The following is a 14,878-nucleotide window of genomic DNA, read 5'->3' as shown; positions in this document are numbered from 1 at the left end:
AGTGAACAAGCAACTGAAGAGAGTGATCTGAATTTGGAGGGAAGCAATGACGACAAAAGAGAAGTACCTTCTGCCCCTGTGACATTGACATTTTATAATGAAGATGGTGAAGAAAAGGCATTTGATGATCCTGTTGCACAAAAAATCACAGAAAAGACAGGTGTCATTTTAGATATCCAATATCCTGTTGGTGGGAATGATGAAGCAGTTCCCTTAATGATTGCTAGCGCTGATTACCCCGATTTAATTTTTGCTAAAGATGGCATTGGTATGTTAATTGAGGCTGGTGGTGTAATAAAGCTAGACGATCTTATTGAAGAACGAGGAGATAACATTAAAGCGATGTATGGAGATCAAATAAATCGTTTAAGAAACTCATTGGATGATCCGTCTATTTACGCATTAGGTGCTTACGGGGTATTTGATCATAAGCTAGAGACATCAGGCACTTTTCAGATTCAACTAGAAGTTTTAAGAGAATTAGGTTATCCGGAAATTACAACATTAGAGCAGTTTGAAGAAGCAATTGAAACGTACTATCAAATGTATCCAGAAATTAATGGTCAACCAACAATACCTTTAACTTTACAAGGTAGTGACTGGCGTTGGTTGATTACGGTTGGTGATCGTGCCACCGTTGCTGGAGGATTTGCTGGTGATGGACAGTGGTATATTGAACCAAGTACTGGAGTAACCACTTACAAATTTTTGCTGCCTGAATACCGTGATTATTTTAGATGGTTAAATGGTTTAAATGCCAAGGGTTTACTTGATCAAGAATCATTTACCCATACTCAAGAAACGTATATTTCAAAACTATCTACAGGTCGTGTTTTAAGTATTGCTGATGAAAATTGGAATATTGGTGACGCCCGTTTCGCTTTAATTGATGCTGGCATGGAGGAACGTACTTTCGCACCGCTTCCAGTTACGATGGGAGAGGAGTATGTTCATCAAGGCTTGAAGGATTACGGATTTCCTGGCGGATGGGGGATTGCGATCTCATCAACAACAGAGCATACGGATTTAGCTTTTGACTTCTTAGAGTGGATGGCCTCTGAAGAAGCACAAATCTTACGTAACTGGGGGATTGAAGGTGAGCATTATGAAATCGTTGACGGGAAGCGCGTGATGTTCGAAGAGATTAGGGAACGCAGAAACACGGATGCGAATTTTTCAAAAGAGACTGGAGTTGGTTATTACATTTACCCATTCCCGCAATGGGGATCAGGGGCCGTTGATTCAAATGGCCAAGGTATTTCCCCAGACTCTAAAGAACAAATTATCACCAATCAACTGGATATTGAAAAAGAGGTTCTGGCAGAGTATGGGATGGATTTGTGGGTGGATTGGTTTCCGCAAACTGAGGAGTTAGAGCAATCAAGACACGGGCAAGCATTTAATTTTACCATTCCGTCAGGCTCAGCTATTCAAATCATCCAGCAACGTGCTGATGATATTACAGAGCAACGGATTACTCAAGCTATCTTAGCTGATCCAGCTGATTTTGATCGGTTATGGGATGAAATGCTAGATGAACTAGAACATGCTGGAGTGGATCAGTTAAATGAAGAAATGACTAAGCTCACTCAAAATATCATTGAACTATGGAATAGCGATATAGAGTAACCACGGTCATCAAAAAGGTGAAACTCATTAAAGCTTAATGAGCTCCACCTTTTTCTATTTAAAATTTGTCTACTGTCTATATCTTATTTTGAATGGTTTTTATGTCTTCATAGTTATGTTTTTGTTGAAAGCGGTTACTTATATAATGAAATTACAGACAGAGAGAGAAAGGCAATCTGGAAAACGTAAGGGAGAGAAAAAAATGAGTAAAAACTTAGCACCTGCTACCCCGCCGAATATGCCTGTAACACCGACTATTCGTCAAAAAGGTAAGAAAGAAAAAGGCATGCAGCGTATACCGGGACAGAAGAATTTTTGGCAAAGATTGAAAAATCAAAAAGCACTGATATTAATGTCTTTACCATTTGTTATATGGTTAATTGTATTTCGTTATATTCCTGTATTTGGCTGGACGATGGCCTTTCAGGACTATAAACCACAAAATACATTCTTTGAGCAAGAATGGGTAGGCTTTAAACACTTCAAAGATCTCTTTAATGAACCCACTTTCTATCGAGCACTTGAAAACACATTAGGGATGGGGATTTTAGGCCTTATCTTTGGAACCTTAGCTGCGATAACATTTGCGCTATTGCTAAATGAATTGCGCTTTACTAAATTTAAAAAATTGACCCAAACGATTTCTTATTTGCCTCACTTTGTTTCATGGGTGATTGTGGCCAACATTGTAACAACAATGCTATCGGTTAGTGGACCGGTCAATGGCTTTCTTGAAATGATTGGCTTAATTGATACCCCAATCAATTTTATGGCAAACCCGAATATGTTTTGGGGCATTGTAACAGCAGCAGAAGTTTGGAAATCAACAGGCTGGAATGCTATTATTTATTTTGCTGCAATGGCTGGTACGGATCCACAATTATATGAAGCAGCCAAAGTTGACGGAGCATCAAGATGGCGGCAGATGTGGCACATTACTTTACCGAGCATCCGTCCTGTTATTATTGTTCTTCTTATTTTAAACATTGGAAACCTCATTAATATTGGTTTTGAAAAGCAAATGTTGCTTGGTAATAATATTGTAGCAGAACGTGCATTAGTTATAGATTTATATGCCTTAAATTATGGTATTGGTATGTTTAGATATTCCTTCGGTACAGCTATTGGGATATTTAAATCTGTTATTAGTGTCATTTTAATATTAATTGCAAATGGATTCGCCCGAAAAGTCGGCGAAGGTCGAGTATTCTAATTTAAATCAAACAGATAACAGATTAGCGAAAGAGGGGAGCTTAGCAATGAAGAAGCGACGGATTACTTTTTTTGATGTCATCTTATTACTGCTTATGATTGGTGTCATCATTATTACGCTGTATCCATTTTTAAATATATTAGCGATTTCTTTAAATGATGCTACAGACACAGCAAGGGGTGGTATTCATATTTTTCCAAGACAATTTACCTTGGCCAATTATCAAGAGATATTTGGTGGCAATGCCAATTTATTTTCTGCCTTTGGTATGTCTGTATTGCGGACTGTTGTTGGGACGCTAACAGGTATATTAGCAAGTTCAATGCTGGCTTATACACTGAGCAGACGTGATTTTGTCTTTAATGCACCAATTAGCTTAATTCTTGTTTTAACGATGTTTATCAGTGGTGGATTAATTCCTGAATATATGCTCATTCGAGACCTAGGTTTAATGAATAATTTTCTTGTCTATATTTTGCCTATGCTTTTGTCAGCGTTTAATGTTATTGTTATACGATCCTTCATGGATAATATACCAATTGCTTTAACTGAATCAGCCAAAATAGACGGCGCTAATGATTTCACTATTTTCTGGAAAATCATTATTCCCTTAAGCTTGCCTGTTATTGCAACTGTTTCATTATTTTTAGCAGTTGGTCAATGGAATAGCTGGTTTGATACCTATCTCTATGCACGAGGCAATGCTAATTTATCAACATTACAATATGAGTTAATGAAAATACTAGACAATACAAATGTTTCATCAGGTTCTGTTACATCAGCTAATGCAGAGGTTATTGCAAGACAAACCAATCCGCAATCGATACAGATGGCGATTACCATTATTGCAACTGTTCCAATTTTACTTGTTTATCCATTTTTACAACGTTACTTCGTGACAGGATTGACGTTAGGAGCAGTTAAATCCTGATATTAATGAAAATTAATATATATTATCATTATTTATTTAAAAAATGGAGGGGAAGAGTTATGAAAAAACGTTTGTCAATTTTAATGCTACTGCTAGTAGCGGGATTATTGTTGCTAGCGGCATGTGGGGGTGACAATTCAGTAGATAGTGATGAAACAGATACAACAGTGACAGACAATACTACTGATGAGAAGCCAAGCGAACCCGTTACACTTACCTTTTACAGTGAAGATGGGGAGGAGAAATCATTTGATGATCCTATCGCTCAAAAAATTACTGAAGCAACCGGAGTAAAATTAGATATACAGTATCCAGTAGGTGGGAATGACGAAACCATTCCACTAATGATTGCTGGTGGCGAATATCCTGACTTGATTTTTGCCAAAGGTGACATTGGGATACTAATCGAAGCAGGCGGGGTACTAAAATTAGATGACTTAATTGAAGAGCGTGGTGATAACATAAAAGCCATGTATGGTGATCAACTTGACCGACTTCGTAATTCATTAGACGATCCTGGGATTTATACAGTAGGTACAGCAGGGGTTCATAATGAATTATTAGAAACATCTGGAACATTCCAAATCCAATTAGAAGTGCTACGGGAGCTAGGCTATCCAGAAATTACAACTTTAGAAGAGTTTGAGGATGCTATCTCGACCTATTATGAGATGTATCCTGAAATTAATGGTGAGCCGACGTTACCATTATCCTTGCTCGGTAGTGATTGGCGTTGGTTAATTACTGTTGGAAATCCAGCAGGCTTTGCAGGTGGGTTTCCAGATGATGGACAATGGTCTGTCGATACAAACACTGGAGAGACTGTGTACAAATTCTTAGAGCCTGAATATCGTGAGTACTTTAAATGGTTAAACGGAATGAATGCTAAAGGCTTGCTCGATCCAGAATCCTTTACTCATACGTATGATACTTATATCTCAAAAATTTCTTCTGGTCGTGTTTTAAGTGTGGCAGATCAAGATTGGAATCTAACTGATGCACGTTTTGCCTTAATCGATGCTGACATGGAAGAGCGTACGTATGCGCCACTTCCTGTGACCTTGGGTGAAGAGTATGTCCACCAAGGATTAAAGGATTATGGTTTTACTGGAGGTTGGGGTATTGCGATCTCATCTACCACTGAACATCCAGAGTTAGCTTTTGATTTCCTTGATTGGATGGCTTCTGAAGAAGCACAAATTTTAGTGAACTGGGGTATCGAAGGTGAACATTATGAAATAGTAGATGGCCAACGTGTCTTATTTGATGAAGTGCGTGAACGCATGAATACAGATGCAAACTTCTCAAAAGAAACAGGAGTTGGATATTATCTTCACCCATTCCCAAGATGGGGAACAGGCGCTGTCGATTCGAATGGACAATCGATCACGACCGATACAAGAGAACAAATTGTTGAAGATCAGCTAGATGTTGAAAAAGAAGTTCTTGCTGAGTACGGAATGGAGCTATGGATTGATTGGTTCCCTCAACAAAATGAATTAGAAATATCGAACCATGGAGCAGCTTATAACTTTACAATTCCAGCTGGATCCGATATTCAAATTATTCAGCAACGTGCTGATGATATTACTGAACAGCGAATTACCCAAGCAATCTTAGCTGATCCAGAAGATTTTGATGATTTATGGGATGCTATGCTGGATGAACTTGAAGCTGCCGAGGTTTCGAAATTAAATGAAGAAATGACAAAGCTTACTCAAAATGTCCTTGAGCTTTGGAGTGGAAATGTTGAATAGATTGTAACAGTAAAAACATGTTTTCGCTTTTGATAACATTGAGCCTGATTCCTCGATGAGGAAACAGGCTCAAACTGTCAACCATGCAGATTAAGTACAATAGTAGAAAGGGGAACAGTCATGATCAATGAAAGACTGCCAAAAATCTGGTATGGGGGTGACTATAACCCTGAACAATGGGATCAAGAAATTTGGATAGAAGATAATCGTATGTTTAAATTGGCGGGTATTGATGTAGCGACGGTTAATGTATTTGCATGGGCAATCATTCAACCAAGTGAAAATGAGTATGATTTTTCGAGCCTCGATCAAACGATTGATCGACTTTATCAAGATGGTATTTATGTTTGCTTAGCAACGAGTACAGCTGCACATCCTGCATGGATGGCTAAGCGCTATCCCGATATAAGACGAGTGGATTTTGAGGGAAGAAAAAGAAAGTTTGGTGGACGGCATAATTCTTGTCCGAACAGTCCGACCTTATTGAAATATGCTCCTAGACTAGCTGGAAAATTAGCAGAACGATATCACAATCATCCTGCAGTTGTGGCATGGCATGTTTCAAATGAATATTGGGGCTATTGCTATTGTGATAATTGTGAAAAAGCCTTTCGGGTTTGGTTGAAAAACCGCTACGGTACGATTGAAGCTGTCAATAAAGCTTGGAACACAGCATTTTGGGGGCATACCTTTTATGACTGGGATGAGATTGTAACCCCAAACATTTTAAGTGAAGAATGGGAAGGCGGTCGAAATACAAACTTTCAAGGTATCTCGTTAGATTATCGTCGCTTCCAATCAGATAGTCTGTTAGAAAATTTTAAGTTAGAACGAGATCGTATCAAGAAGTATACCAAGGATGTTCCCGTGACAACCAATTTGATGGGCCTATACGATGAATTGGATTACTTTAAATGGGGGAAGGAGATGGATGTTGTCTCATGGGATAACTATCCATCGATTGATACACCAGTTAGTATGACTGCCATGACTCATGACTTAATGAGAGGATTAAAGAGTGGTTTACCCTTTATGCTAATGGAACAAACACCATCTCAGCAAAATTGGCAGGCATATAACGCCTTAAAGCGCCCTGGTGTGATGCGATTGTGGAGTTATCAGGCTGTAGCACACGGTGCTGATACGGTGATGTTTTTTCAATTGAGACGCTCAATAGGTGCTACAGAAAAGTATCACGGTGCTGTTATTGAACATGTTGGTCATGAACATACGCGGGTTTTTAAAGAATGTGCTGCACTTGGAAAAGAGTTAAACCTATTAGGAGACAAAGTGATTGGAAGTCGGATAAAGGCTAAAGTAGCTATTATGTTCGATTGGGAGAATCGTTGGGCTATTGGTTTATCAAGCGGACCTTCAGTAGCACTAGATTATGTTAAGGAAGTCCATAAATTCTATGATGCCTTTTATAAGCTAAATATCCCTGTTGATATGATCAGTGTAGAAGAAGAGCTTAACCATTATGATATCGTCATTGCTCCAGTGCTATATATGGTTAAAGAAGGTGTTGCGGATCGATTGAAGACATTTACTAAAAACGGTGGCACTTTTATTACAACGTTCTTTAGTGGCATTGTTAATGAGTCGGACCTTGTGACACTAGGTGGATATCCAGGTGAATTAAGAGAGCTTGTCGGGATTTGGGCAGAAGAAATAGATGCCTTGGAGCCATCAATCAAAAATGAAATGGTTATGGTGGACAGATATGGCGCTTTATCAGGGACATATACCTGCAGTACGCTCTTTGATTTAATTCATTCCGAAGGAGCAGATGTACTTGCTACATATGGTTCCGACTTTTATGCGGGGATGCCAGTCTTAACAAAGAATCGTTATGGAGCAGGTGCGGCCTATTATATCGCATCGAGTCCTGATCAAGTCTTTGTCGACGCTTTCGCCCAAACATTAAAAGACGAGCAAAAATTGGCATCAATATTAGAATCTGATCAAGGTGTTGAAGTCGTTGCACGTGAGAAAAATGGAAAGCGATTTATCTTTGTGCTGAACCATAATGATAAAGAAGCTAACTTTAAGACAGATAATAAAAAATATTTGAACATATTAACCAATAACACGTATCAAGGTGATAGCACGATCCCTGGTCGAGAAGTATTTATTCTTGAAGAAATAAATTAGAGTGGTATAAAAAATATTTGAAGTGGGAGATCCAACAGCCAGTAACGGCCCGATTGGTTCAACTAACGTTAGTGGAGGAGAGTGGAAGGCTGACTAAGTCCGCGACGTCTGTACTAGCACATCCTATGCGTCGCCCCCCACTGACGAAGTTTCACTTTATCCGGATATTTACCCGGTGGAGATGTTAGAAATATAGACTTTTACGTAGAGGAGAATCTTGTCAATGAAATTTACTGATGGTAACTGGTTAGTCAGAGATGGCTATCAAATTCATTTTCCCAAAGTTGTACATGATTATCATATTGAAGATAAGGCACTTACTTTGTATGCACCTTGCAAATACATTAATCATCGTGGCGATACATTAGATGGTCCATTACTAACGATTAAATTATCGGCACCGATGGAGAATGTGGTTCGTGTGCAAACTTGGCATTATCAGGGTGAAAAACCTAAATATCCGAATTATACGATTAACAATCAAGAGCAAGCATTAAAAATTGAAGAGTCAGGGCAATCGCTTTTATTTTCAAGCGGTGAGCTTGTTATTACGGTTGATAAAGATAACTTTACAATGTTGTTTGCTAATGCAGCTGGTCAATTAACAGTTGCTGACCAAAAAGGCCTAGCTTGGATTGAAGGACCTGAAGATACAACCTACATGCGTGGACAGCTTAAATTAGGTGTGGGAGAGCATTTGTATGGCTTAGGTGAGCGATTTACACCATTTGTTAAAAACGGACAATCCGTTGACATTTGGAATGAAGATGGTGGAACATCCTCGGAGCAATCGTACAAGAATATCCCATTCTTCTTATCGAGTAGAGGGTATGGAATCTTTGTAAACCATCCCGAAAAAGTAAGCTTTGAATTAGGATCAGAGCTCGTGTCACGCTCGCAATTTAGTGTTGCTGGTGAGCATTTAGACTATTATCTCATTAATGGTCCGACCCCAAAAGAGGTTATTTCGCGTTATACAGCTTTAACAGGTCGACCAGCATTACCACCAGCTTGGTCATTCGGCTTATGGCTATCGACTTCATTTACAACCAATTATGATGAGGAAACCGTAACACATTTTGTTGATGGTATGGCAGAACGAGGTATCCCATTAAGTGTCTTTCACTTTGACTGCTTCTGGATGAAGGAATTTGAATGGTGTAACTTTATTTGGGATCGCCGTCATTTCCCGGATCCAGCTGGGATGCTGAAGCGACTAAAAGAAAAGGATCTTAAAATTTGTGTTTGGATCAACCCTTACATTGCTCAGAAGTCCCCATTATTTGCAGAAGCACATAAGCTAGGTTATTTAATTAAGAAGCCAAACGGTGATACATGGCAATGGGATCGCTGGCAAGCGGGGATGGGGATTGTTGATTTCACTAATCCTGATGCAGTAAAGTGGTACCAAAATCTACTGAAACAATTAATTGATATGGGTGTTGATTCATTTAAGACAGATTTTGGTGAGCGGATTCCAACAGATGTTGTCTACCATGACGGGTCAAACCCAGAAAAAATGCATAATTACTATGCCCACCTATACAATCAAGTAGTATTTGATTTGCTTAAACAGGAAATAGGTGATGAGGAAGCCATTGTATTTGCTCGATCTGCCACCGCAGGAAGCCAGCAATTCCCTGTTCATTGGGGAGGCGACTGTGATTCAACTTATGAAGCAATGGCTGAGAGCTTACGTGGTGGATTATCATTGACCACTTCGGGATTCGGCTACTGGAGCCATGATATTGGGGGCTTTGAGAATACAGCCTCGCCTGATGTCTTTAAACGTTGGACCGCCTTTGGCTTATTATCAAGCCATAGTCGCTTCCATGGTAGTGCATCGTATCGTGTACCTTGGAATTTTGACGATGAGGCTGTCGATGTCGCGCGTCAATTTACTATGTTGAAAAATAGTCTAATGCCATACTTGTTCAAACAGGCTGTTGAAAATAATCAGACTGGTATCCCAGTTATGCGTTCGATGCATTTAGAGTTTCCAACCGATCCACTATGTGAAACCCTTGATCGTCAATATATGTTAGGTGACCAACTCTTAGTTGCTCCGATCTTTAATGAAGCAGGACTAGGTTCATTTTATTTGCCACAAGGGGTATGGACACATTTATTAACCGGTGAAGTTGTGACAGGTGGGTCATGGGTTAAGAAACATTATGACTACTTTAGCTTACCGTTATTTGTCCGTGAAAATACGGTTTTACCTATTGGTGCTAGTGAAGTTAAGCCTGTCTATGACTATGTTGACCATGTAACACTCCGCCTTTATCGTATAGCAGACGGAAGTGAAATAGAGACACCAATATATGACCAAACAGGTAAGTTAGCTGCAAAGTTCACTACGAAGAAAAGCGGGAATACATTGTTAATCACAGCTGAGCAGACCGATCAACCTTTTGCAATAGAGCTTGTCGGGAAGGAATCGATCTCAGCGAGCCCTGTTGGTGAGGCTGTAACTACATCGCTTGGTGTTAAAGTCAACATTCCAGCTGGAACAAATCAAGTTAGCTTAACACTATAATTCTTCATAACTGCGCTAAGAGGGAAACTCTCTAGCGCAGTTACTATTAGTCTGTGGTAACAATATCAAATCATAAAAAGTCAATAATTGGTGTCGGGGTTGAGAAACTGAGCCCGAGGCATGCAAGCACGTGTCAATAATCGAATCGACTGCTTAATATTTGGTCGGATTTGAACCATCTCTATTAATCTAAATCTCTGACCATTTTAATGTCGATAAATAAAGTAAAAAATAGCGAGATTTAGCTGAACTTTTTCTGTTCTCTAGCTACAAAAATCGGATATCATAAAGTTATAGGAAGGGAATACTTCTTAGATACTTTTTCAAATACGAATGAGGTGTCATATGATCAAACTCCGCGATGCGCTTCAAGGCATGTCTATGAAGGAAAAAATAGAATATATTTGGGAATACTACAAACTGCCCATACTAGGTGTATTATTATTCTGTATTTTTGCCTTTTTGCTAATCGATGGGATTAGCTCGAAAGGTGAAGAGCCAGTCGGACTTATGGTGGTCAGTGAGGCAGATTTAGCAACAATTGAACAGTTAGACCAACAAATAAACCAGCATTTTAGTGATCTGGACGTGTTTTTTGAGCATATCCAACATCGAGGTGGATTGATTGAGGATAATGCCCTTGAACTAATGGAGCGATTAGCCACGAGAATAGGTGTTGGTCAAGTTGATATTTTAGTCACACATGTACCGTTTGCCGAACAATTATTAAGTGAGGATATTTTTCAACCTCTAGGTGAAATGATTGATCTTGAGCAACTAAATAGTCTAGCACATGAGCTATACGTAGTAGATGGGGTTGTGTACGGAATACGTACATCAGAGTTGAGAATATTTTCACAATATGATGTCTATCAGGACACATTTTTATTTGTGCCTGCTTCAGGGCGAAAGAATGATGAAGCAAAGATTTTAATTGAAGATTTATTGAGTCGGTAAGGGCATTTTAGGAAGCGCGTGAGACAAAAGTAAATATAACAGAAGGAAAGACGAATGATACACCGGTAATGGTTTTTCATTCGTCTTTTTTCCACTTTAAGAAAGCATAGTAAGGCTATCGTGATCGGAGACTTGGCGATAAGTCGACTTTTTCTAATAATAGTTAGTATTAGCAGCTGAACAAAAATTAACAACAAATATAGTTATTCGGGTTGAAAAGATGTAAGCGGTTAGCTATAATACCTATATAGTTTCTTTATAATAAAATAAATTTCCAAATAGGAAAGAGGTGTTAATTTGAAAAAATACGATATACTAACACGACTGCTTGAGCATAAACTAGTTGCTGTTGTGCGAGGCGAAAGTGAGGAAGAAGCAGAGCAGATTGCCAAAGCCTGTCTAGCTGGAGGCATCAAGGGTATTGAGCTTACCTTTACCCTAGATGGAGCTGCAAAGGTCATTGAGCAATTAACTTCTTCTGTTACAGATGCTGAGGTAGTTATTGGAGCGGGAACCGTACTAGATGCAGAGACCGCCAGAATAGCGATTCTAGCAGGGGCACAATTTATTGTCAGTCCTGGCTTTGACCAAGCCACAGCTATGCTATGCAATACTTATCACATTCCTTATCTTCCTGGCTGTATCACGATAACGGAAATACAGACAGCACTTCAATATGGTGTTGATGTCATTAAGTTGTTTCCAGGTGATTTAGTCGGTCCTCAATATATCAAAGCGATAAAGGGACCATTACCACATATTCAAGTTATGCCTACAGGTGGTGTGAATCTGGAAAATATAGCAGAATGGTTTGAAAGTGGAGCTGTAGCTGTTGGGATTGGTAGTAACTTAACATCATTAAAAAAACTAGGCTCATATCAACAAATAACGAAACAAGCGCAACAATATGTATCTCAAATTAATGATTTAAGGTAGGTTTTGATTATGAAGACCATCGTTACGTTTGGTGAAATTTTATTACGGCTATCTACCGAGCAAGGACAACGATTAGCAGCAACGAAACAGCTGCAGCTTAATTTTGGCGGAGCAGAAGCAAACGTTGCTATTTCGTTAGCGCAGCTGGGTCATCATACTACTTTTGTAACTCGATTACCAGATAATCTAATCGCTCAAGGAGTAGTTAATTATTTAAAGTCTATGAATGTAGCGACTGATTTGATTCAATTTGGTGGAGACCGTCTTGGTGCTTATTACCTTGAAGTAGGCGCGGGAAGTCGAAACTCAAAGGTAGTGTATGATCGGAAACATTCAAGCTTTTCCCAGTTAACGAGCGATCGTGTCGACTACCAGTCAATTTTTGAAAACGCATACTTATTACATGTCACTGGAATCACACCAGCATTATCTCCGCAAATGATTGATCTTGTGGAGCAACTCTTTATTGAAGCAAAGAAGCAGGATATTCAAATTAGTTTTGATTTTAATTATCGTGCTAAGTTATGGTCCCAGGCTGAAGCTGGTCAAGCCTTTAAACGTTTATTGCCATATGTGGATATTTGCTCCTGTGGAGAACTAGACATGATTTATTTACTCGGGTATAAGAAGTTACCTGACCAACTTACTTACGAAGAAAAGCTAGAACATTACTATAATCAATTAAAGCAAACCTATCCTAACTTAAAATGGTGTATTTCGACTAAACGAGAACATATATCAGCATCACATAATCGATTGACAGGCTATTTACACGTAGATAAAACATTATATCAGTCCAAAACGTTTTCAATCGATCAGATTATCGATCGTGTAGGAGGGGGTGATGCATTTGTAGCAGGCATTCTTCATGGATATTGTAAACAGTGGGAACCTGATACAATTGTATCGTTTGCGACGGCTGCATCAGTGTTAAAGCATACGATTGCTGGAGATGCGAATTTAGTTAACGAAGCAGAGGTTAACGCTATGATCAATGGAGATCAACTCATTTCACGTTAAATAAGGAGGAAATAAAAAATGGAAACACGTTATGCTACAGATCCTGAAGGAATAAAGCGCTTAACAACTGAGGAGCTGAGAAAGCAGTTCTTAGTTGAAACTATTTTTCAAGCTGGGGAAGTGACATTGACTTATACTCATCATGATCGCATGATCTTTGGTGGGGCAATGCCGACAGAAAAAGACTTAACGATTAAGTTAGATAAAGAACTAGGTGTGAATTATTTCTTAGAAAGACGCGAGCTAGGCATCATCAATATTGGTGGCGATGGCTTTGTCATACTAGACGGAGAAGAATATGAGATCAATCATCGCGATGGGCTTTATGTTGGTAAAGGCACAAAAGATATTTTATTCCGTTCAAAAGATTTGAACAAGCCGGCTAAGTTTTATTTAAATTCAACACCAGCTCATCATCAATATCCAACGGTAAAGCTAGATATTAATAAGATAACACCTCTCGAATTGGGGTCACCAGAAACATTAAATGAACGTAAAATCTATCAATATATTCATCCGAATAATTGTGAGAGCTGTCAGCTTCAAATGGGGTATACCATGTTAAGTCAAGGAAGTGCTTGGAATACGATGCCTGCCCATACCCATGAGCGTCGGATGGAAGTTTACCTTTATTTTGATATGGATAAGGAGACACGTGCTTTCCACTTCATGGGTCAGCCAGAGGAAACACGTCACCTTATTCTTTCCAATGAACAAGCGGTCATTTCACCGAGCTGGTCGATTCATACAGGTGTTGCCACGAGCAATTATACTTTTATTTGGGGTATGTGTGGTGAAAACATCACCTATGATGACATGGATCACATTGAAATGAGCCGATTAAAATAACATAATAATTTAGGAGGTAAGAAGAATGGTAGAGTCTTTAAAAGATTTTTCACTTGATTTCTTTTCAATTAAGGATAAAGTTGCCATCGTTACAGGTGGGAATACTGGATTAGGCCAAGGCTACGCGGTAGCTTTAGCGAAGGCGGGTGCTAATTTATTCATTGTAAGCTATGATCAAGACTGGGATGAAACACGCACCTTAATTGAAGCTGAAGGTCGAAGAGTAGAATTTTTCCAAGCTGATTTAACAGATCGTGCTCAAATTAAAGCAGTTGTTAAAGCATGTAAAGAGACCTATGGTCGTATTGATATTCTTGTCAATAATGCGGGAACAATTAGACGAGCACCGTTATTAGAATATAAAGAAGAAGATTGGGATGCCGTAATGGATATCAATCTAAATGCAGTTTATCTTTTAAGCCAGGAAGTAGCAAAGGAAATGGTCAGCCAAAAAAGTGGTAAGATCGTTAATATTTGTTCGATGCTAAGCTTCCAAGGTGGAAAGTTTGTTCCGCCATATACTGCGAGTAAGCATGCTGTCGCTGGCGTGACTAAATCATTTGCAAATGAATTAGCTGAACATAATATTCAGATTAATGCCATAGCACCTGGTTATGTTGCGACAGCAAATACGGCACCAATCCGTGCTGATCAAAAGCGTAATCAGGAAATTTTATCACGTATACCTGCTGGAAGATGGGCTAAGCCTGCTGATTTAATGGGCACGGTTGTCTTCTTATCAAGTCCAGCATCTGATTATGTAAATGGGCATATTTTAGCGATTGATGGTGGCTGGCTAGCCAGATAAGATACTTATCCAAAAGATAGCCTAAAGCAAGAAGATGATTTCTGTATCATACAGAGATCATCTTCTTTTGGTGATCAGTTTTTAA

11 protein-coding genes are annotated in these 14,878 nt (G+C 39.0%); all 11 read left to right on the top strand.

Annotation, left to right across the window (positions count from 1 at the left end; genetic code table 11):
* A partial coding sequence (locus tag ASE01S_RS14645) for an ABC transporter substrate-binding protein (RefSeq protein WP_067844088.1) occupies positions 1-1,629 on the top strand: 1,629 nt, incomplete at its 5' end.
* A 202-nt stretch (positions 1,630-1,831) separates the two neighbouring features.
* Positions 1,832-2,842, top strand: coding sequence for an ABC transporter permease (locus tag ASE01S_RS14640; RefSeq protein ID WP_067844085.1), 1,011 nt, complete (start codon positions 1,832-1,834; stop codon positions 2,840-2,842).
* A 46-nt stretch (positions 2,843-2,888) separates the two neighbouring features.
* Complete coding sequence (locus ASE01S_RS14635; RefSeq protein WP_067844082.1) at positions 2,889-3,773, top strand: carbohydrate ABC transporter permease; 885 nt, start codon at positions 2,889-2,891, stop codon at positions 3,771-3,773.
* Between the two features lie 59 nt (positions 3,774-3,832).
* Positions 3,833-5,530, top strand: coding sequence for an ABC transporter substrate-binding protein (locus tag ASE01S_RS14630; RefSeq protein WP_067844080.1), 1,698 nt, complete (start codon positions 3,833-3,835; stop codon positions 5,528-5,530).
* Between the two features lie 120 nt (positions 5,531-5,650).
* Positions 5,651-7,684: a beta-galactosidase gene (locus ASE01S_RS14625; RefSeq protein WP_067844078.1), complete on the top strand. Its 2,034-nt coding sequence runs from the start codon at positions 5,651-5,653 to the stop codon at positions 7,682-7,684.
* Between the two features lie 223 nt (positions 7,685-7,907).
* Positions 7,908-10,223 (top strand): alpha-xylosidase, encoded by a 2,316-nt coding sequence (gene yicI / locus ASE01S_RS14620; RefSeq protein WP_067844075.1) that lies wholly within the window; start codon positions 7,908-7,910, stop codon positions 10,221-10,223.
* 345 nt (positions 10,224-10,568) lie between these two features.
* Entirely contained in the window at positions 10,569-11,180 is a 612-nt protein-coding gene (locus tag ASE01S_RS14615; RefSeq protein WP_067844072.1) for a hypothetical protein, read from the top strand.
* A 297-nt stretch (positions 11,181-11,477) separates the two neighbouring features.
* Complete coding sequence (locus ASE01S_RS14610; protein WP_067844070.1) at positions 11,478-12,116, top strand: bifunctional 2-keto-4-hydroxyglutarate aldolase/2-keto-3-deoxy-6-phosphogluconate aldolase; 639 nt, start codon at positions 11,478-11,480, stop codon at positions 12,114-12,116.
* A gap of 9 nt (positions 12,117-12,125) precedes the next feature.
* On the top strand, positions 12,126-13,136 hold the full coding sequence (locus ASE01S_RS14605; protein ID WP_067844068.1) for a sugar kinase: 1,011 nt from the start codon (positions 12,126-12,128) through the stop codon (positions 13,134-13,136).
* An 18-nt stretch (positions 13,137-13,154) separates the two neighbouring features.
* The gene (gene kduI, locus ASE01S_RS14600) at positions 13,155-13,985 is read left to right on the top strand and encodes a 5-dehydro-4-deoxy-D-glucuronate isomerase (RefSeq protein ID WP_067844065.1); all 831 of its coding nucleotides are present in this window, start codon (positions 13,155-13,157) and stop codon (positions 13,983-13,985) included.
* A gap of 25 nt (positions 13,986-14,010) precedes the next feature.
* Complete coding sequence (gene kduD / locus ASE01S_RS14595) at positions 14,011-14,793, top strand: 2-dehydro-3-deoxy-D-gluconate 5-dehydrogenase KduD (protein ID WP_067844062.1); 783 nt, start codon at positions 14,011-14,013, stop codon at positions 14,791-14,793.
* Positions 14,794-14,878: the final 85 nt, after the last annotated feature.

The sequence above is a fragment of the Amphibacillus sediminis NBRC 103570 genome, assembly GCF_001552275.1.
GTDB lineage: Bacteria > Bacillota > Bacilli > Bacillales > Amphibacillaceae > Amphibacillus_B > Amphibacillus_B sediminis.
Note: the sequence above shows the minus strand (reverse complement) of the source record. Positions and strands in the feature narration are given on the sequence as shown.